Genomic DNA, 18,506 nt, shown 5'->3' on the forward strand with positions numbered 1-18,506 from the left:
TCCCTCTGCAACTAAAGTTCATTTCTTAAACATATGGCTTCATAAGCTCTTGTCTGACCCGTCTGACCGCTTCAGCAAAGATTGGAGAGGAACACCCTTCCAAACGGAAATAAAGCGCGGCGAAAAAATTTTTAACATTAAAGATGATCTTATACTCTTCCTGCAGTTCTTTCGTTCTATCCCATTGCAGGAAACCGGTCAACCACTCCTCGAACACAGCCCCTTCCAGCTCTTGATGTTCCACAAGAGTCACAACCGCAGAAGTCAGACGCTCCTCCTCCATATTCGTGAAGACTGTAGCCTTGGTACATACCACATTTCGGATAGAAACTAGTAATGCAATCATATCATCGGTAGATAAGACTTGCTGAGAGATTTCTTCTATGGCATCAGCAGCATGAGCTACCGCATGAGCCCAGCCCTTGCCTGCTACATAACCCCGGTAATCTTTTTCATCATTTAGAAATTGGACCAGCTTCTCTTGGATCGTTTTGATTTCAGTTGTAGTCAGGAAGGATGAGGTCCGGTTGGCCGTCAAAATTAAAGGAAGTAATAATACAGAAAAAGAACGTGTAAACACAGAATCTGTTCCTGTCTCACCAATCTTGTAAAACATATGCTGTTCATCCCAGGCACTGTAAAGCAGAGTACGAAGCTGAACTGGCGTAAAGGTATTCTGCAATATCCATCGTTAGAAGGTAGAGTAAATCAACGTATCCCTTAATTCACTGTCTGCCGAGCCTATGTTCTCCAGCATCAGTTCCGAAATTAGCATATAGTTGTAATGCTCTGACACCCGGTAATTCTCCATTATTGTTTTCAATTCTAGTTTTAGGTTCATAGTTCCCCTGCCATTCCTTAACTTTTATTCCCATCATCTTAGACTTACGGAAATTTCCATTTAACGTTTCATGAATAAGTAAAAAAGCCTTCCCCCGCAGAACATCTGCAGAAGAAGGCCCTTCACTTCAATAATTAATCCCAGCTTGACGCAGGATTGCTTTCTATATGAATTCCGGAAGGAATTCTGCGCTCGCTTCCAGCATTTCATCGATCAGCGACCGAATCTGATCCAGCGAGAGCTCGGCGGCAGTATGCGGGTCAAGCATCGCCGCGTGGTAAATATGTTCGCGTTTGCGGGTCAAGATCGCTTCAACGGCCAGCAATTGCATATTGACATTGGTCCGGTTGAGGCCAGCGCATTGCGGCGGCAAATCCTCTACTTTGCAAGGAGTGACGCCTTGGCTATCCACCAGGCAAGGCACCTCTACAACCGCATCCTGAGGAAGATTGCCGATCAGGCCTCCAGTGTTGAGTACATTACCGGCGATTTTAAACGACACATCGGTCTCCATAGCCTCGATAATATAAGAAGCGTACTCATGAGTCCGTGAATGCGATACATCCGGGTTATTGACGAGGGAGTCCATGACCTCCTGCCAATATTCAGCCTTGCTGTCGCCCCAAGTCAGGTACCAGTCTGTCGTGATGTTGTACTGCTCAAGCAGCTCCGGCTGGCCGCTCTTGATAAAGTATGGCATGTATTCCGCACTGTGCATGCTGGATTCTGTCACATAGAAACCGAAGGATTTCATGATCTCATAACGTACCATATCATCATGCGGGGCTGGACGTTCTGCGGCACGGCGGCGAATCTCGGGATACATATCCTCACCATTACGCGTGATTTCCAGCAGCCAGGCTTGGTGGTTGATCCCTGCAATCCGGTAGCGGACATTGTCCGTAGGCAGGTCCAGTCCTTCCAGCAGTTCTTTGGCACACACCTGTACACTGTGGCACAATCCTACACTCTTGATCTTCGAACCACGCAGTACCGCTCCCGTTACGATAGCCATTGGGTTCGTATAGTTAAGGAACCAGGCGTTCGGACACAGCTCCTCCATATCCCGTGTGAATTCCAGCATAGCGTATGCAGCCCGCAGACCGCGAAGAATTCCACCCACCCCAAGCGTATCCGCAACGGTCTGCTTCAGTCCATATTTATGCGGAATCTCAAAATCACTCTTAATCGTAGGCTCATACTGCCCGACAGAAATTGCATTAATGACATAGTCGGCCCCCCGCAGCGCTTCTCTACGGTCTGTATAAGCAGTCACTTGAGCGCGTCCGCCCAGATTGCGGCTGAGGTTCTTCAGCATTTTCTCGGAATTGAACAGCTTCTCATGGTCAATATCATGCAAGGCAATTTCCGCATCAGCTAGAGCCGGCGTAGTCATACAGTCACCCAGTACATTTTTGCTAAAAATAGTGCTTCCTGCACCAATGAAGGCAATTTTGGTCATGAGGTCTTCCTCTACTTTCTGTTTATAAATTTGAGTAAAATCTGATTTTTATAAGGGAAAACTTAGTTCACTGCTTCGTTACCCCTTCACGCTTCCCATCACAATGCCCTGGCTGAAATATTTCTGCAGGAAAGGATAGACGAGCATGACAGGCAACATCGCTACAAATACTTGGGCCGCCCGCGAGGTCCGGTCTGAAATGGCTGCCCATTGGGTCAAATCAGCCACATTAATCAGGCTCATATCCCGATTGACGATAATGGTCTGCAGATACGTCTGCAGCGGATAATGTGCAGGATTGTTCATGAGGATCAGACCGTCGAACCAGGAGTTCCAATGTGTTACGATGCAAAATAGGGTTAATGTTGCAATCGCCGGAGCTGATAATGGCACAGCTATTCTCCAAAGCGACTGCCACACTCCACTACCGTCAATCCGCGCGGCTTCTTCAATCTCCGGCGGGATGTTCTTGAAAAAGTTGAGCAGTAGTATGACGTTGAAAATTGGCACTGCCGCAGGCAATATAAGTGCCCAGAACGTATCCAGGATACCTGTCGCCCGAATCGTCATATACCAGGGAATCAATCCCCCGCTGAACAGCATCGTAATAATGAAATACCATACGTAATAATTGCGGAAGCGGAATGTGCCGCGCTCCTTGGACAACGGGTAGGCGACGAGTATGGTCAGCACCATATTGACCGGGACGCCGACCAGCACTCTTTTCACCGAAACCAGAAAGGACTCTACGAATTCCGGCTTCCCGACCACAAACCGATACGAATCTAGATTGAACTCCACCGGCCACAGACTGACCTTTCCGGCATTTACCGCCGTGCTTGAACTGAACGAAATCGCCAGCACATTAATTAGCGGCAGCAGACAAGCCAGCCCAAGCAGAATCAGAAAAGTGTAATTCAGAATGAGAAAGACGCGCCGTCCAGGGCTATTATGTCTATTCACAGGTCTCCTCCTTCTTTAAAAAATCTTGTACCCGGCAAAGCGATAGGCCAGCAGATAGGAGGCTCCTATCATGATCAGTGACACAACGGATTTGAACAGTCCCACTGCAGTAGCGACACCATAATTGGCATCCTGCATCCCGATTCTGAACACCAGCGTATCAATGATGTCTCCGCTAGGGTACACTTGGGCGCTGTACAGATTGAAGATTTGGTCAAACCCCGCATTCAGCACGTTGCCAAGGCTCAGCACAGTCATCAGAATAATGATCGGGAGCATACCAGGTAGCGTCACATAAAGCGTCTGCTTCCAGCGGCCAGCCCCATCTATCGAGGCGGCTTCGTATAAAGCCGGATTAATCCCCGTCAGTGCCGCAAGGAATACGATCGTTCCATAACCGAATTCCTTCCAGGTATCCGTCAGCACCATGGTGTACGGGAACCATTTTACATCGCCCAGAAAGAACACAGGCTTGATGTGAAAGAAGCTAAGCAGGCTGTTGATTACTCCTGTTGAAGGCGACAAAATATCAATCAGAATACCGCTCAGAATGATCCAGCTCAGAAAGTGAGGGAAATAGATGATCGTCTGAATGCCCCGCTGAAACCAGCGGACCCTCACCTCGTTCAGCAGTAGCGTTACCACTACCGGTACCAAGATTCCCGCAATAATCTTCATTAACGCGATAAATACCGTGTTCCATAGCACCTGATAAATGCCAGGAATATTCAGCATGTATTCAAAGTTGCTCCAGCCCACCCAAGGCGAATGAAGAATCCCTTTGGCCGGACGATAGCGTTGAAAAGCCATCATAATCCCGGCCATCGGAATATAGCTGTAAATGAACACCAGCAGAAATCCTGGGAGAATCATCAGATGATAGGGTAGCTCTCGCCAGTTGGACCTACGTAATTTAGAGCTCGGTACTTGCGGTTTCCCGGTTTTTCCTACCGCGACTTGTTCCATTCATTCACCTCTTTTGTAATGGCGCTGCCGCCAAGAGCCTTCCAGTTCTCCGCAAAGCGGTCAAATTGATTGAGGTCTCCACCCATGACAATTTGCGTGAAGGTTTCGAGCTGCTGCTTTTGCAGGGTAGCGTTATGCTCAGTCATTCCGTCCGTAGGTGCGCCGAAGAACAGATCGTTTTGCAGCGTGTTATTCTTCGAATAACCTTCGAGTACAGAGAGCGAGCCCTTCTCACCATACATATTCAGAACACCAAAGTAATTGTTGTCACCGTCAAGCGCCTTAACCGAGCTATCGTAATATCCCTTCTCCTCCGGATTCAGCTTGGAAGGATCCTTGGTCTTCAAGGCGTCAGTGACATTTAGATAGGCATCCAGATTCTTGCGCGGGGCTTCTCCGTATAACAGGGCATAGTTGAACAATGCAGTCCCTTTCTCGGCATCCGTGTTGTAGACATCCGGCTCTGCAGTTTCACCCCATAGTTTCTCCAGTGCCAGATTCAACAGTTTGACCGCAACTTCCGGATGCTCCGCACCCTTCTTCACGACGTAGTACGAATTAATCGCAAAAGGCACCTGTGCTTTCGCCGGCTCCCCCGTCACAGACGGAAGCGGTACAGCAATCCAATCCGCTTTCGGATCGGCGATTTTGCTATCCTGAAGCCAACCGGCTCCTGTATTCCAGAAGTAACCGTACAGCATGCCGACCTTGCCTGCCACGGCATCCTGATTCACTTTGCTAGGATCCTTGGTGCCGAACTCCTTATCGAGCAAGCCATCCTTGTACATGCTCTGAAGGGCTGCCAGTGCGGTCTTGATCTCCGGCTGAATGCTGCCGTAAGCAAGCTCTCCATCCTTGTCGACCCAAATATTCGGATAAGCACCGTACCCGTTAAAGAATCCTTCTGCTGCGGCATAATAAGCCCCGGCATCCTTATCAGCGATATCCTTGTTAAGTCCAAGCCCGTACGTATCCTGCTTACCGTTCTGATCAGGATCGTTAAATGTGAAGGCTTTCGCCACAGACATCAGATCGTCCATCGTCTTCGGTACATCGAGTCCAAGATTCTTCAGCCAATCGGCCCGAATCCACAGCACATCAGCTTGACCAAGACCTGAACCCATCATCGGAAGGGCATACAGCTTATCTTGGAAGGTAGCTGATTTCAGCGCATTGCCTCCGTCCTCCGAGAGAATCTTCTGGGTAAATTCAGAAGCGGTACTGGAATAGAATGAAGTCAATTCTTCTATTTGTTCATCTTCTACCAGGCGCTTTAGCTGGGCCGCATTCACTTTCATAATATCGGGCAGCTGGTCTGATGCGATGGCGATATTCAGCTTTTGATCATATTGGGCTGTCGGCGTTGTCCAGTCATAGTTGATTTTGATCCCCAGTTCCTTTTCATAGGCACGGCTCCAAACGTTGTTCTGAAGCGACTCCCCTTCACTAAAGGTCATGCCATCCGAGATTGCGCGGACAGCTGTAACGGTAATAGCAGGATCATATTTACCCATTGGATCCATATTCCCGGCTTGCGGCTTTGACTCTTCGGGCGCATTGTTAATGCTTTTGGCTTCGTTATTATTGCCCGCACATGCCGTAGCCCCGAACATTAATGCCATCACTGTAATTCCGGTTACAAGCAGTTTTGCTTTCCCCACACGGACATCCCCTTTTTGTTTATGATAAGTACACTGTGATTATAGCAAGCGTTTACAAAAATGAGTGACAGGTTATCATTCTCGACTTGTATGAATTTTTTGTGCAATAAACGCTACACATTCCTCCTAAAAATCATCCACCTAAAAAAAGAAAAAAACCACGTAAGAGACCATGGTTTTGATGGGATGTGCAAAATATAGGCTGAAATAATAAGTTTACGAAGTAGATGTTTGTTTGAACTCACTGGGCAGCATCCCTGTCGCGTCTTTAAAAATCCGGCTGAAGTACCGCTGATCCGTAAACCCGCATTGTTCAGCAATCCAGTAAATAGGCTGGTTCGTGTAACGGAGCAGTTGCTTGGCTCGCTCAATACTGACCCATTGCATATAGGACGTGAATGACATCCGCATGACTTCTTTAAAGGATATACTAAAATAGCTCTGGCTTAAGTTCACTTCTCTGGCCAGACCGGACTGCTTCAGCGGTTCCTCCCGGTCTTCCAGGATCAGACTGATGGCACGGATAATCGATACCAGAACCTCCTCATTGTAGCCGGAAGCCCGCAGCCACTTTTGCAAGCGTTGGCGCTGGATCACTAACCGGGATACGTTGCGGTTACCTGAACCACTCTCCGGTAAAAGATCGTTCTTTTCAAATCGGGGGAATGCCTGATGGACAAAATCATACCAATTCCCGATCACCGTCTGCAGGTCAAGTCCATTATTCTTCGCTTGCATGAAATCCATTAGACGCTCAAATTCCTCATCTGGAAACACCCATGCAAGTTTGTGCATTTCTTGATCCAACATCGCCGTCGTCATCTCAGGCGCTGCTCCTGAAGCCGCTGGTTCCACCTCTGCCTGATTGACAGCAGCAGCAATCCGGCCTAGCAGAGCATTCAGGTCTTGATCCTCCAGCTGTGTTTTGACAATATAATCGATAGCGCCGAGGCGGAGTGCTTGCTGAATATAATTAAAATCCTGGTGGCAGGTTAGAATAACCGCCTTGACTGGCGAATGGATCTCATTCAGATGTTCGATGAGTTCAAGTCCCGACATCCCCGGCATCGTAATATCCGTTACCAGCAGGCGAATAGAATGGGTGTGCATGAACTCCAAAGCCTTCTCGGCACTGGCTGCTTCCCCGACAATTCGAATGCCATGCTGCTCCCAGGGAAGCATAACCCGCAAGCCTTTACGGACCAGACCTTCATCATCGACTATGAGAGCTTCAATCATTCTGTACCCTCTCCTCCCTGATCACAGTAGGCAGCTTCATTACAATAGAGGTCCCCGCATCAGGATGACTTTCCACAATCCATTCTGCAGAATCACCGTAGTAAACCTCAAGCATTTTACGTACATATCGCAGACCGATCCCTAAGCCGGACCCTTGATCAATTCGTTCTTCACTTAACATCTCCGTCAGCTTCGCCGCCGGTATCCCGGAGCCGTTATCGCACACCTCAATCATAAGCGTATCCGAATTTTCCAGCACAGCAAGCACGGTAATCTCACCCTCATCTTGATTAAAAGCATGATATAGAGCGTTTTCAACAAGGGGTTGCAGAATAAATCTCGGCACCTGTATGTCCAGAAGCTCATCCGGAACTTGAATGTCCACGTTAAATATATGGTCATAGCGTATATTTTGCAATTCAATATAATCTTTCAAGGCGGCAATTTCCGCCCTTAATTCGACTATAATATTCTGTTTGCCGAGATTATAATGCAGCACTCTTGTAAAAATCGTCACTAGCTGCGCTATGTTGGTCTGACCCTGCATACGGGCTAGCCATTGAATCGTATTCAAGGTGTTATGCAAAAAATGCGGGTTGATCTGCACCAGCAATTTCTCCACCTCGAGCTTGCCGCGCCGTTTCTCTTTTTCCTCTACGTCTGTAATCAGCTCATGTATGCGGTTTCGCATCTCTGTAATATTGTAAAGAATATGGTTAAATTCAACCAGCCCGGTATCGGTAGGAGGCTCAGCAACGCGCTGCTGCCTGAAATTCAAAATCTCATGATTTACCATACGTAGCGGCCGATAGACCATGCGCCAGACGCCCCAAGCCAGAGACACCCCAAACAAAAGCGACAAAAGCGAGAACAGAATAAACTGCGAAATCCATTTGTTGATTTCATGCTTGTAATCCTTCATAGGCACGAACTGATACAGCTTCCACCCATGTTGTCCCTTCGCTTCAAAAGCTTTATAGCCAGCGGGCAGCGGATGCGCCCCGTTAATGGCCGCTGATGAGGCTTCCGGCAAGTTGCTGAATAACAATTCGCCGCTGTCATTCATCAGTGTGTAATAGAGATGATCCCCCGGAGAACGGCCAGAGGTATCGGCAAATTGATCGCTGAAGCCGACCACCTTAATCTCAATGTATACATAGAGCGGCGGCCTCGGAGAATTCTCCAGCTTTCGCATCAATGAAAATACAAGATTGTTATCCGTTCGGGTAAGCGTGCGGTCAGGCCCATAATAGGAGAAATTACGCTGCTGAAACAACAACTTTAAGCGCTCTGGTTCAAATCCGGCAAGATCAGGTGAATTCGGAAACATCACTTTCTGACTGGAATCCGGAGAATAGAAGAACATGGCACCCAGATTGGGATTAGAGAAGTTTACATTGGCCATGGACGATGAGATATTCCTATATAGCGTAGAACGTTCATAAGGGGCCGTGCTATCCAAAAAGCGTACGACATCACGGCCAATACCGCCCTCTATGTCGAGGAGCTGGGATACCCGTTCCATTTCCTCGATTTTCCGTTCCAGCTCTTCTTTTTGCCATATCACGCTATTCTGCAAATCCTGATCGATCTTCTGCGTCTGTACGGTGTAAATCCAGCGGTAAGAAATAAAACCAATGACGACAATCGGAAAGATGGCCGCCAGTACCAGCACGAAGGCCAGCCGTCCCCGCAGCGACCGGAAATTGAAATAGGTTCGGTTTGAACGAAGCAAGACAACACTCCCTTTTTCTGCCCGCAAGCCAAGCTGATGACTCAAGTGTGTCACAAGTGAAACTTCCGTATATCCCCTCCATTATACCGTCCGATGCCTGCAGAACAACCAAAAAATCTTTGCTTCATTGCGGAAAAAGAAGCGAAAATGGACCGGTTCAAAAAATTGTTTGATTTTTAATAATTAAAAGTGTGCTCATTGTGACAAATCACATGTTCTTCTGCGTTTCTTTAACGTATTGTAAAGTTATCTCAGGATCGCTGCACAGGTGACCCTAGCAATACAGGCATTGACATCGAACCGTGCGACGCGTTCACACGATTAACTTATAGAGGGTGGAGAGACATGATACAATCTTATGAACGTGATACTCAATTAACACTGCATTTGTACCGGGTATTCGCCAAGTCTTTCAAGAGCATCAACGAGCACGCCGTTACTGGTAGCAAGATCGAAGGCTTCAATCCGACAGCCTTCGCTGTTATGGAAGTTCTGTACTATAAAGGGCCGCAGCCAATCCAGCAGATCGGGGCCAAGCTTCTGCTGCAAAGCGGCAACGTCACCTACGTCATCGACAAGCTAGAGGAGCGTGGCTATCTGCAGCGCAAGCCTTGCCCAAGTGACCGGCGGGTGATCTTTGCCGAGTTAACGGCGGAAGGCGAACGCCTGATGAACGAGATGTATCCGAAGTATTCGGAGAGACTGCATCTTGCGTTCAGCGGGCTGAGCGACGAAGAGAAGGAGCAGATGATTGTGCTGCTCAAGAAGATGGGCCTACAGGCTGAGAAACTGTCTCCACTCCCTCGCAAGTAAGGGAATTGAGCAGTATAGCTGCACTCGGCCACGATGGGATTCTCGTCAAAGTGTACTAAATAAAATGTACCTCCGAGTACAGAACAAAAGGCTCTCATCCTTCCACCGTTTGCGAAGGATGAGAGCCTTTTGCCAAGCTCTAAAGTTAGTTTTTAAGGGTACAGAACGAAGTTAGTTTTTGAAGGTATCGAAATGAAGCTATTTTTAAAGTACAGAAGACCAAGTGTGATCGTGGTGAAGTTAGGGCTTTAGGGCGCTAATGGCCATCCACTTAACCACTCTTCTTAACAACGAAAAAATGGTCCAACTCCCTAACTAAGTGCATTTTTGTACCTTATTTTTTTGAAATATAGGTAAAAAGAGAAAATAAGAGCATTATTGTAGCTTAATTTCGAAAAAAGTACGCTGAAAGGCCCATTGTGGCAGATTTAAGGTGCAATATTGCACTTATCTTTCATTAACCCTTTGTTGGGTAAGATTTAGGGTACAAAAATGCCCTTAATTACACTGTGGGAATGCGTTCTACATAGAGTTTAACATCACCGTAATGACGTTGAAACCTTCCTCCTCGGCAACTTCACGCTTAGTACGGTCTATCTCAAACAAGTTACCTAGACAAACTTCACGTTTTACACCTTACGCCTTCTTCAAAGACAGACCTTCCTCTGAAGCAGAAGGCACCCCGCTGCGGAGCCCAAAGCTGAAGATCAAGGATAAGACGGAAATCACGGCCATCACGATAAACAGTGAGTGAAGACCACCTTCAAGTGCGCCACGGAGAGTAGTCCAGGCTTCTCCTGATAGGGAGCTCCCGCCATGAGGGTTCAGTAATTGGTTAATATCGCCCCCGGCGTTCTCCCCACCCGGCTGTTTCGACAGCAGGCCGTTAATCTTCAAATTAAGCCATGAACCAAAAATCGCCACACCGACCGTCTGACCCAACGAACGGGTAAAGGTGTTCAAGGCTGTAGAAGCTCCGCGCTGTTCATGCCCTACTGAGGACTGGGCAATGATAGTGAACACGATCGAAGCAAAGCCGAAACCAACCCCGGCTACCGTCATCAGAATTAATAGCAGTGCCTGCGATGAATGCCCCGCAAGGAAGATTAACCCAACTACGCCTGCAGCTATGAAAAAGGTGCCGATGAGACCTGCCCGGCGGGCACCCGCGCGGAGAATCATTCGACCGCCTGCGAAAGAACCAAATACCCAGGCCACGGACAAAGGTGCCAGCACTACCCCGGAAATCGTTGCACTTTGGCCCTTCACACCCTGTACCCAAAGCGGGATATACGTAGAGAGCCCGATAATAAGCATACTGACCAGTACATTAGCCACTGTGGATACGGAAATGTTCCGAATCCGGAATAGCTCCAGCGGAAGCATCGGCTCAGCCACACGTCGTTCTACCATGACGAACACAAATAGCAGGATTATAGATGCCCCTAAGATGGAGAGCAGCAGCGGCGAAGACCAAGGCAGATTTTGACCGCCGACAGTAAGCCCAAAGAGCAGCGCACTCATCCCGGCGGCAAACAGCAGCACGCCTGCGACATCAATATGTGCTTTCCGGCGCACTTTTCCTTCCTTCAGATAACGCGCGATGAATACAATAGATAGCAGGCCAAAGGGCAGATTGAATACAAATACCCAGCGCCAGCTTAAATAATCGACGACATACCCGCCAAGGAGCGGGCCAATCAACGAGGATATCCCCCAGACAGAACTTAGTAGTCCTTGTTTCTTGGCTCGCTCTTCAAGGTTGTAGATATCGCCCATAATCGTAAAGGTCATCGGAATCAGCGCCCCAGCGCCAATCCCCTGAATGGCCCTGAACACAATCAGTTGTTCCATACTTTGCGAAATCCCGCATAACAACGAGCCCAGCAAAAAGACCGCGGTACCGCCGATAAAGACAGGCTTGCGGCCGAACAGGTCGCTGATTTTGCCGAAGATTGGCGTGCTGACGGCCATAGCCAGCAGATAAGCAGTGAATATCCAGCTCAGCCATTGAATGCCCTGAAAATCACCGACGATCGCCGGACCGGCCGGGCCAGTTACAGTACCCTCAATCGCAGCCAAAAAGGTAGCCAGCAGGACACCAATCAAAATAAGCCGGCGTTCTTTCTCTCCCATGTTGCTCAATTTAATCCGAACCTTCTCTCTCTAAGTAATCTCTCCGAAAGTCTTGACGGAGCAAGGCGTACAGAACGGAATCTTCATAACCTGAGGGGGTATGACGGTACTGCCGCAGCAGGCCCTCGCGTTCGAAGCCAAGCGAAGACATCAGACGTGCAGCTCTTGTGTTGACCGGATGACACAGTGCCTCAATCCGGTTCAGCCCCATCTGCCCGAACCCGTAATCCAGCAGCAGCTTTAGCGCTTCTGTCATATAACCTTGTCCCCAAAAGGCAGGCGCCAGTTCACAGCCGATCTCACCGCGGTACGCACCGTCAAATTGCCAGTAATTGAAGCCGCAGCTACCGATAAGCTGTCCGCCGGGCAACACGATGCTCCAGCGCTTGCTCTCTTCCTCCAGCGCCATTTGCAGAAGGAGCGCCACCAGTTCCTGAGTCTCCTCCACGGAGACCAGCGGTGGAGCCCCCAGCCAGCGGGCAACACTGTGATCACTCCAGATGATATGCAGTGCAGCCGCGTCATCCATCGATAACGCCCGCAGCCTCACTCGGGTTCCCACAAGCTCAGGCATATCCTCATTGTGTGACTCCACGCTCTCGCCTCCTCAACTTTACTTATTATACATCAATTTGCAGACTTCTCTTGCAGAAGAGAGGGCATATCCATGAAAATGCTGTTCTGCACACAAAAACAGCGTCTGTAATCGGGCTGCAACTAATGCCCGACTATAGACGCTTATGTTTATTTATCTTTACAGATTACCCTGTAGTCCCTGCCGCCTTGACCGGCTTAAGCACTTCCGTGCAGAGAACCCCCAGCTTGTCCTGTATAGCCTTGAATTCTTCAATGCCTGTGCCCGTGAGGCTGTAGGCATCATCATGGGCGGTCAGGAAATTCTCCTGGGTCAGCCTTTCCAGTTCCTGCTTCACTTCGCGTTCAGCCACCCGGTACCCTAGTTTCTCCAGTTCAGGCTGCATCCCCGCAATCGTTAGATCCTTCTCATGTGCAAAATAGAGCATGTGAATTCCTATGAACAAGTTCTGTACATCGGCGCGCATATTCCACTCCTTCCGGCCATGAGCCTTCGGTATTTATTAATGCATTACCCTTAGGTCTGCCAGCGGAAACATTGACCTGCCACTTTCCAGTCCATGGATACCGGATTGATCAAGTTTTCATGCTTCATCCGCTTAAGGCTTGACGTACCTTCCGGGCTGTACTATGTTGGTAGATACAGTTAAGGAATTATACTGACTCAAAGGTACAGGAAGGTGATACTTTATGTTTCAGGCTATGCCTTATGATGGAACACGCAACGAGCGATTCGAGACGGTTCTGACTCAGCTCGTGGCACTCATCAAGGACGAACCGAGCGCAATGGCCAATCTGGCCAATGCCTCAGCACTGCTTAAACACGCTCTGCCGGACACGAATTGGGCCGGTTTCTACTTATTCGATGGCAACGAGCTGGTATTGGGACCCTTCCAGGGCTTGCCCGCCTGCATCCGTATTCCACTGGGCCGCGGGGTATGCGGTACAGCTGCAACAGAGCGCCGCACACTGGTCGTGGACGATGTCCATACCTTCCCAGGGCATATCGCCTGTGACGCCGCTTCTAACAGCGAGATTGTGGTTCCACTGATCAGAGGTGGGGAACTGCTCGGCGTTCTGGATATCGACAGTCCGCTCAAGGATCGTTTTGACGACGAAGAGCGCCGTTTTCTGGAACGCTTCGCAGCGATTATCGTGGAAGCTATCTAAGTTCTATCGTCTCATTAAAAACACAACAAGAACGGCTGCCCTCTCTATAGTGAGAGGCGCAGCCGTTCTTTTGTGTATTTATCTATTGCCACTAGAGCAGCACAGGGTGGATGTTCCAAATCTCGGACGCATAACGGCTAATGGTATTATCACTGGAGAATTTGCCGGAATGACCGATGTTGATAATCGATTTCTTGATCCACTCCTTACGATTGCGGTAAGCGAGATCAATCTCGACCTGGGTCTCGACATAACTGGCAAAATCCTTGAGCACGAAGAACTCATCATTGTTATCCAGCAGCGAGTGATAGATAGTCTCAAATTCCTGAGTGTGACTACAGATTGGCCCTGGTGTAATCAACTGGTCCAGCACCTCTTTGACCCTGCCGTCACCGTTATAGACATCCCGGGCGTTATAACCGCCATGCTGGTAATAATCGAGCACCTGCTCCGCCCGCAGGCCGAACAGGAACATGTTGTTGTCGCCCACCATTTCATGCATCTCCACGTTGGCCCCGTCCATCGTACCGATCGTTAACGCACCATTCATCATGAATTTCATGTTGCCGGTGCCGGACGCTTCTTTACTTGCTGTAGAAATCTGCTCGCTGACATCCGCAGCGGGAATGATCTTCTCAGCCAGGGAAACCGAGTAATTTTCCAGGAAGAAAATCTTCACCTTGCCTTTGATATCAGGATCATTGTTGACGACATCGGCCACGGTATTAATGAGCTTGATGATCCGCTTCGCCAGATGATAGCTAGGCGCAGCCTTGGCCCCGAAGATGAAGGTACGCGGCACCATATCCATCGACGGATTATCTTTGATCTGATTGTAGAGATGGATGATATGCAAGATATTCAGCAGTTGACGTTTATAGGCATGCAGCCGCTTGACCTGAACGTCAAAGATGGAATCTGGATCTACCCATACCCCATGCTTGCTATTGATATATTCAGCCAGCCGGAGCTTGTTGCGGCGTTTGATACCAGCGATTTGCTCCTGAAAAGACGCATCCTCACAGTATTTGATCAGCCCGATCATCTCTTGCGGATGATGCTTCCAACGGGTGCCGATGGAGTCATTGATCAAGCCAGCCAATTCAGGATTAGCGTGCAGCAGCCAACGCCGGTGAGTAATTCCGTTCGTCTTATTGTTAAAACGATGCGGGTACATCTCGTTGAACAGCCGCATCTCACGCTTTTTCAAAATATCCGTGTGCAGCGCCGCCACTCCGTTCACACTGTGGCTGGCGACAATCGCCAGATGCGCCATCCGCACTTGATCGTCATGAATAATCGCCATCTGCGCGATGCGGTCCTGATCGCCAGGATAACGGCTCATCAGCTCACCACAGAAGCGGGCATTGATCTCCTCAATAATGAGGAAGATACGCGGCAGCAATTCTTTTACCATCTGCAGCGGCCACTTCTCCAATGCCTCGCTCAGAATGGTATGGTTCGTATAAGAAACCATCCGGGTCGTGATATCCCACGCCTGATCCCAGCCAAATCCCTTCTCATCCATCAGAATCCGCATCAGCTCAGGGATTACCAGCGTAGGATGTGTATCGTTTATATGCAGGGCTACTTTATTCGGCAGCTCCTCATAGGACAGACCCAGCTTCCCGAAGGTTCGCAAAATACTTTGCAGCCCTGCGCTGCACAGGAAGTATTGCTGCTTCAGCCGCAGCAGCTTGCCTTCATACTCTGTATCATCCGGGTAGAGGAACTCCGAGATGGATTCAACGGATCGTTTGTATTCCAAATATTTGTGATAATCTGTACCGCCCAACACGCCAAGCGTCCGGGACGGCTGCGTAATCGACTCCGCGCTCCAGTTACGCAGCGTGTTCACATGCCTGTGATCAGCCCCAATAATGGGAATGTCGTAAGGCACCGCCCGCACAGCCTCGTAATCTTTATGCGTAAAGACCAATTCTCCATCCTTGGCATCCGTCTCCACCCGTCCCCAGAAACGCACCTCCACGGCCTTGTCTTCACGGCGTACTTCCCATACGTTATCCTTCTGCAGCCAGTAATCAGGCAGCTCCACCTGATACCCGTCAACAATCTTCTGCTCGAACAGACCGTATTTGTATCGTATCCCGCACCCATGTCCCGCATATTGCAAGGAAGCCAGCGAGTCCAGGAAGCAAGCCGCCAGACGCCCGAGACCGCCATTGCCGAGTCCCGCATCCGCTTCCTCCTCTTCAACATCCTGAAGGGTAAAGCCAAGATCAGTCAGTCCCTCACGCACAAGCTCCAGCACACCCATATTCAACAGGTTATTGCCGAGAAGCCTGCCGATCAGAAACTCCATTGAAAAATAGTATACCTGCTTATCCTTATCAGCCTTGTACTTCTGGTTCGTATCTGCCCAGTTACTTCCAGCGCGTTCGCGGATCATGCTTCCCAAAATATTGTAGACATCGGCGTTCGAAGCTTCTGCGAGCGGTTTACCCAAATTTCCGATGAGTCTCTCGCGGAACACTTGTTTGAAGGTTTCTTTATCGTTAAACAACAGATGGTTCCTCCTAACAATGCTTTTTTAGTAAAACAACCGACAGACAACAACCGGATTACCCGGGTTCCTCCTGCTAAATCTTGCTGCTCTTGGCGATGACGAATGGACGTTTATGATCTCCGACAAGGATGCGTTCCCTGCTGAGATGGACGTCCTTATCCATAATGACATTCTCGATGACAGCATCCTCTTCAATCACACATTTCTGCATAATGACCGAGTTGATAATCCTTGCACCCTTTCGGACCTGTACTCCGCGGAAAATAATGCTATTCTCCACCGTGCCGCCGATAATGCAGCCGTTGGCCACCAGCGAGTTGCTGACATTCGCGCTCTCCAGATAACGGGTTGGCGCTTCATATTTGATCTTCGTCTGCACCGGATTCTCCCGAAACAGGCTGAAGTAATTGTCCTGCCGGAGCAATTCCAGGCTGTTCTTATAATAGCTCTCCAAAGAATTGATAACAGCATGATAACCATGGTATTCATAGGCGGCAATTTTGAGCTTGTGGCGCTGCTTCTGGATGACATCCCGGAAGAAATAACTCTCCCCATGGGCGATGCAGTATTCGACCTTCTCCAGAAACAGTTCTTTTTCCATAATAAAAATATCAAGATAGAGGTTGGGGTGGTCCTTCTCGTGGTGAATTTCGGTGACCTGTTGATCTTCATCGCATTCGATGCGCCGGCACAGATCATGCTCCGGCTGGAGATGCTCGATTTTCTTATAGACGAGCGTAACATCGGCGCCCTTGTCGAGGTGATAGCGATAGAGATCCTGAAGGTCGATCGTATTGACGTGCTGGCTGCCCGAGAACACGATGTATTTGGCGGAAGCCCGCTTGAAGAAATCGAGATTGTTGTGGTAGTGCTGGAGGTCTCCTTGTGAGGTGTCGGTCGGGTCGTTCCAGTCCGGAGGCAAAATAAACAGTCCGCCATGCTTGCGGTTCATATCCCATGACTTCCCGTCTCCCAGATGGTCCATCAGCGACCGGTATTTACGGCGGACGAATAGCCCCACACTCTCCAGATCTGCACGCATCATATTGGAGAGCACAAAGTCAATCAGGCGGTAACGGCTGGCAAAAGGCACGGCTGCGCCGCAGCGGAAATAGGTTAGCTCATTCAGCTTGTCGAGTTCATGATCCAAATTGATTACACCCATCAGTTGCTTCATCGGATTCCACCGTCCTCTACATGGTTATATGGTTTTGGCTGCAACGGAAATACGCTTTTTGCTTCTATCGTCGACCAGCAGAATTTCTTCCTCATTCTCCCGCTGGGTGCCAATCTCCATATAATCCTCAATCACCGTGTTCTCGCTGATGATTGCCTTGTGTATCCGTACATTCTTGCCGATTTTGACCTTGGGCATGATCACCGAATCCGTGATTAGACTGCCCTCACCGATCTCCACGCCGTAAAAGAGCACCGAGTGCTTAACCTCACCGGAGACGATGCAGCCCTCGTTAATAATGCTGCCGGAGACGTTAGCTCCGGGAGCTACATATTGGGCAGGTTGGTTCGGATTACGGGTAAAGATGCGCCAGCCGGGATCATTGAGATTGAGCGGCGGCTCGTCGCTGAGCAGGTCCATGTTTGCTTCCCAGAGACTGGTCACTGTGCCCACATCCCGCCAGTAGCCTTCAAACGGATACGCGTAGAGCGACTGGCCGTCCGCCAGCATCAGTGGGATGATATCCTTGCCGAAATCATGAGAGGAATCAGCGTTCTCCCCATCCTCCAGCAGATGCCGCCGAAGCACTTCCCATTTGAAAATATATACGCCCATTGAAGCAAGTGTGCTTTTGGGCTTCGCAGGCTTTTCCTCAAACTCGTAAATCTTAAAGTCATCCTCCGTGTTAAGTATGCCAAAACGGCTGGCTTCCTCCAGCGGAACGTCGATCACCGAGATCGTGCAATCGGCCCCCCGCTCCTTGTGATATTGAAGCATAGCGTTGTAGTCCATTTTATAAATATGGTCACCCGAGAGAATCAGCACGTGTTCCGGGTCAAATTGATCCACAAATTTGAGATTGCGGTAAATCGCATCCGCCGTTCCCCTGTACCAACTGCTTCCGTTCTCCCGCTCATGCGGCGGCAGCACGAATACCCCACCGTTCTTGCGGTTCAAATCCCAGTCACTGCCTACGCCAATGTATGAGTGCAGTACAAGCGGTTCATATTGCGTGAGTACCCCCACCGTGTCAATCCCCGAATTGGAGCAGTTACTCAAAGGAAAATCAATAATGCGATAGGTCCCCCCAAAATAAACAGCTGGCTTGGCAAGTGATTTGGTCAATCCCTTCAACCTTTTCCCTTGGCCTCCTGCCAATAGCATGGCTACCATTTCTTTTTTCTTCATGGAAGAGCCTCCCTTGACTTATGGGTATCAAAGC

Annotated in this window: 16 protein-coding genes; 2 read left to right on the plus strand and 14 right to left on the minus strand. The window is 49.2% G+C overall.

The genetic code is table 11. The annotated features are described in order from the left end of the window. Nucleotides 1–25: 25 nt before the first annotated feature. The 8 genes from ACFRAM_RS22900 to ACFRAM_RS22935 all read right to left on the minus strand — a co-directional run bounded on the left by ACFRAM_RS22900 (nucleotide 26) and on the right by ACFRAM_RS22935 (nucleotide 8,921). Complete coding sequence (locus ACFRAM_RS22900; RefSeq protein WP_379468415.1) at nucleotides 26–616, minus strand: DUF2785 domain-containing protein; 591 nt, start codon at nucleotides 614–616, stop codon at nucleotides 26–28. Between the two features lie 75 nt (nucleotides 617–691). Beyond that, nucleotides 692–841 carry a hypothetical protein gene (locus ACFRAM_RS22905; protein WP_379468417.1) on the minus strand — a complete coding sequence of 50 codons (150 nt, stop codon included), beginning with the start codon at nucleotides 839–841 and terminating at the stop codon, nucleotides 692–694. A gap of 163 nt (nucleotides 842–1,004) precedes the next feature. Beyond that, nucleotides 1,005–2,303 (minus strand): alpha-glucosidase/alpha-galactosidase, encoded by a 1,299-nt coding sequence (melA, locus tag ACFRAM_RS22910; protein WP_379468419.1) that lies wholly within the window; start codon nucleotides 2,301–2,303, stop codon nucleotides 1,005–1,007. A gap of 78 nt (nucleotides 2,304–2,381) precedes the next feature. Beyond that, entirely contained in the window at nucleotides 2,382–3,266 is an 885-nt protein-coding gene (locus tag ACFRAM_RS22915; RefSeq protein WP_379468421.1) for a carbohydrate ABC transporter permease, read from the minus strand. Between the two features lie 15 nt (nucleotides 3,267–3,281). Continuing rightward, complete coding sequence (locus tag ACFRAM_RS22920) at nucleotides 3,282–4,232, minus strand: ABC transporter permease (RefSeq protein WP_379468423.1); 951 nt, start codon at nucleotides 4,230–4,232, stop codon at nucleotides 3,282–3,284. Next, the gene (locus ACFRAM_RS22925) at nucleotides 4,214–5,893 is read right to left on the minus strand and encodes an extracellular solute-binding protein (RefSeq protein ID WP_379468425.1); all 1,680 of its coding nucleotides are present in this window, start codon (nucleotides 5,891–5,893) and stop codon (nucleotides 4,214–4,216) included. Before ACFRAM_RS22925 ends, ACFRAM_RS22920 begins: the two co-directional genes overlap by 19 nt. 216 nt (nucleotides 5,894–6,109) lie before the next feature. Next, nucleotides 6,110–7,132 (minus strand): response regulator, encoded by a 1,023-nt coding sequence (locus ACFRAM_RS22930; protein WP_379468427.1) that lies wholly within the window; start codon nucleotides 7,130–7,132, stop codon nucleotides 6,110–6,112. Then, the gene (locus ACFRAM_RS22935; protein WP_379468429.1) at nucleotides 7,125–8,921 is read right to left on the minus strand and encodes a cache domain-containing sensor histidine kinase; all 1,797 of its coding nucleotides are present in this window, start codon (nucleotides 8,919–8,921) and stop codon (nucleotides 7,125–7,127) included. Before ACFRAM_RS22935 ends, ACFRAM_RS22930 begins: the two co-directional genes overlap by 8 nt. 291 nt (nucleotides 8,922–9,212) lie before the next feature. Here ACFRAM_RS22935 and ACFRAM_RS22940 point away from each other — a divergent pair, with 291 nt between their 5' ends. Then, nucleotides 9,213–9,680, plus strand: coding sequence for a MarR family winged helix-turn-helix transcriptional regulator (locus ACFRAM_RS22940; RefSeq protein WP_066374506.1), 468 nt, complete (start codon nucleotides 9,213–9,215; stop codon nucleotides 9,678–9,680). Between the two features lie 636 nt (nucleotides 9,681–10,316). Here the strand turns inward: ACFRAM_RS22940 and ACFRAM_RS22945 are convergent. The 3 genes from ACFRAM_RS22945 to ACFRAM_RS22955 all read right to left on the minus strand — a co-directional run bounded on the left by ACFRAM_RS22945 (nucleotide 10,317) and on the right by ACFRAM_RS22955 (nucleotide 12,877). Beyond that, nucleotides 10,317–11,816, minus strand: a complete 1,500-nt coding sequence (locus ACFRAM_RS22945) for an MDR family MFS transporter (RefSeq protein ID WP_379468602.1) — start codon at nucleotides 11,814–11,816, stop codon at nucleotides 10,317–10,319. 10 nt (nucleotides 11,817–11,826) lie between these two features. Continuing rightward, entirely contained in the window at nucleotides 11,827–12,411 is a 585-nt protein-coding gene (locus ACFRAM_RS22950; protein ID WP_379468431.1) for a GNAT family N-acetyltransferase, read from the minus strand. Nucleotides 12,412–12,577: 166 nt separating this feature from the next. After that, nucleotides 12,578–12,877 (minus strand): hypothetical protein, encoded by a 300-nt coding sequence (locus tag ACFRAM_RS22955; protein WP_175372167.1) that lies wholly within the window; start codon nucleotides 12,875–12,877, stop codon nucleotides 12,578–12,580. A gap of 223 nt (nucleotides 12,878–13,100) precedes the next feature. Between ACFRAM_RS22955 and ACFRAM_RS22960 the strand changes: the two genes are divergently transcribed. Next, entirely contained in the window at nucleotides 13,101–13,580 is a 480-nt protein-coding gene (locus ACFRAM_RS22960; RefSeq protein ID WP_379468434.1) for a GAF domain-containing protein, read from the plus strand. Between the two features lie 91 nt (nucleotides 13,581–13,671). On the opposite strand, the gene ACFRAM_RS22965 is transcribed toward ACFRAM_RS22960, so the two are convergent. The 3 genes from ACFRAM_RS22965 to ACFRAM_RS22975 form a co-directional block, all read right to left on the minus strand. After that, complete coding sequence (locus ACFRAM_RS22965) at nucleotides 13,672–16,104, minus strand: glycogen/starch/alpha-glucan phosphorylase (protein ID WP_379468436.1); 2,433 nt, start codon at nucleotides 16,102–16,104, stop codon at nucleotides 13,672–13,674. Nucleotides 16,105–16,180: 76 nt separating this feature from the next. After that, a complete protein-coding gene (gene glgD, locus ACFRAM_RS22970; RefSeq protein ID WP_066374518.1) occupies nucleotides 16,181–17,284 on the minus strand; it encodes a glucose-1-phosphate adenylyltransferase subunit GlgD in 1,104 nt (367 codons plus the stop codon). A gap of 24 nt (nucleotides 17,285–17,308) precedes the next feature. Next, nucleotides 17,309–18,472, minus strand: coding sequence for a glucose-1-phosphate adenylyltransferase (locus tag ACFRAM_RS22975; RefSeq protein ID WP_379468438.1), 1,164 nt, complete (start codon nucleotides 18,470–18,472; stop codon nucleotides 17,309–17,311). Between the last annotated feature and the right edge of the window lie 34 nt (nucleotides 18,473–18,506).

The sequence above is a fragment of the Paenibacillus sp. NPDC056722 genome, assembly GCF_042790635.1.
GTDB lineage: Bacteria > Bacillota > Bacilli > Paenibacillales > Paenibacillaceae > Paenibacillus_AQ > Paenibacillus_AQ agri.